This is a genomic window from Methanobrevibacter wolinii SH (assembly GCF_000621965.1).
Taxonomy (GTDB): Archaea; Methanobacteriota; Methanobacteria; order Methanobacteriales; family Methanobacteriaceae; genus Methanarmilla; species Methanarmilla wolinii.
This window is the reverse complement of sequence record NZ_KK211378.1, coordinates 136240-137557: the sequence shown is the minus strand read 5'-3', so window position 1 is coordinate 137557 and position 1318 is coordinate 136240. Positions and strand designations below refer to the sequence as shown.

The window sequence follows — 1318 nt, the reverse complement described above, 5'->3', positions numbered from 1 at the left end:
AAATTGTGTTTTGATTACTGTATCTAATTTTTTAAGGTTTTTAAAACCATTAGAGGAAAATATTTGTTTTGATTTTCTAGAACCAATAATTTTAAATATTTTATTCAACATAATATAATTTGGGTCGTTTTTATCAAGATTTAGATTGTGGAACATTTTTTTCGCCAAATATATATTTGTTGCACTTATTATTTAAATTTATTGGTTTAAACGACCTTTTTTTATTAAATTACTAATTTTCCAATTGTATTATTACAAAACAAGAATATACAATAATTAAAACTATAAAAATAAGAAAAATTAGGGCTCAAAAACAAGTCAAAAATTCAGGCCCCTAAATATATATAATAATATAGAAACAATCTTATTTTTATAAAACCTTTTTAATATATAAAAAACATAAATAATTTATTATAATAAAAACTTAAGAATTTATAAACTTAAAGATTAAATAGAAAAACTTTAAAATTAAAGGTGTAAAATGTTAGAACATTTATTTCAGTTTATTGGACAAAGTTTTACAGTGCTAATTATTGCAGTGATAATAATCTTATTAATTGTAATTATATTAAGCCATATATCTTTAAATAAAGAAAGATTAATATTTCCAAAGTTTGTACTTGGAGTAACAGATTTATTCTATTCACCACTTAAATATCTATCTAAACTTTTAGGTTTTGATGAAACAATGATAGATCAAATGAGTGTAAATGTAAGAAATCATGTTAATAAAAACAAATTTAATAAAACTGAAAACTCTAAAAAAATACTTGTACTCCCACATTGTCTAAGAAGTGCAGATTGTAAAGCAAGATTAGATGAAACAGGTCTTGTATGTGATGAATGTGGTAAATGTTCTGTAGGTGTTATTAAATCAAAAGCAGAAAGTATTGGATATAAAGTATTTATTGTACCTGGAAGCAGTTTTGTTAAAAAAATCATTAAAAACAATGACTTTGACTCTGTAGTAGGAGTTGCATGTTATGAAGATTTAAATCTTACAATGATGCATCTTAGTGACTATGCACCACAAGGAGTATTACTTTCTACAACTGGATGTTACCAAACTAAAGTAGATGTAAGAAATGTTCTTGAAAAAATAGGTTACTATGATGAGAAAAATAAAAAAGAAAACACTGAATCAGTTAAAAACTTAAATATAAATCCAAAATTATGTGTTAAAAAAGATAAACAGAATTATTAAACTCTTTTTTTATTATTTTTTATACTAAATTTAATTAAAACTATTTTTATAAAATAAATACATTGATTTTAAATAATACCAACTTTAAACAACTTAAATAGAATTAAGAACACA

General features: G+C 22.0%; 1 protein-coding gene. It reads left to right on the top strand.

Annotated features, from left to right (window positions below; translation table 11 throughout):
* Nucleotides 1-481 precede the first annotated feature (481 nt).
* Complete coding sequence (locus T523_RS08080) at nucleotides 482-1204, top strand: DUF116 domain-containing protein (RefSeq protein ID WP_042708454.1); 723 nt, start codon at nucleotides 482-484, stop codon at nucleotides 1202-1204.
* Nucleotides 1205-1318 lie beyond the last annotated feature (114 nt).

Bases quoted from the DNA above. Each gene is read 5' to 3' on its own strand.
- T523_RS08080 (WP_042708454.1), top strand. From the start codon at position 482: ATGTTAGAACATTTATTTCAGTTTATTGGACAAAGTTTTACAGTGCTA.